Raw genomic sequence first — 362 nt, forward strand, 5'->3', positions numbered from 1 at the left:
TTTAGAAAGCGAATAAATCCTTGCACATACTCTTTTAACGTAGGAAAACGCTGATTATTCAATTCGTTGCCATACATCTTAATCAACGTTTCCCACGGTACATTGAATAACGACTCCACACCATAAATCATAACCCCTACTGGAACATGTGGAGCTAGTTCAAACAATTTTTTCGCTGAGTGATATACCTTTCTTTCTCTCCCAATAGCGACTGCACTATCGGCAGCTAAGGCAACTCCTCTAGGATTCATAAGAACGATTTCTGCTGTCATACGAAAACCACCTAACCTTTTAATTATTGTAGGAAAAACTTCCTTTTCCATTCAGATAGAAAACTTGATAAAAAATCTTTCATTTTTATA

1 protein-coding gene is annotated in these 362 nt (G+C 36.2%); it reads right to left on the reverse strand.

What is annotated here, in order from left to right; translation table 11 throughout:
* On the reverse strand, positions 1–323 hold a 323-nt coding region (locus ACLWS4_RS37955; RefSeq protein ID WP_416876570.1), incomplete at its 3' end, for a hypothetical protein.
* Between the last annotated feature and the right edge of the window lie 39 nt (positions 324–362).

The sequence above is a fragment of the Kitasatospora sp. SC0581 genome (assembly GCF_048159585.1).
Lineage (GTDB): Bacteria > Actinomycetota > Actinomycetes > Streptomycetales > Streptomycetaceae > Kitasatospora.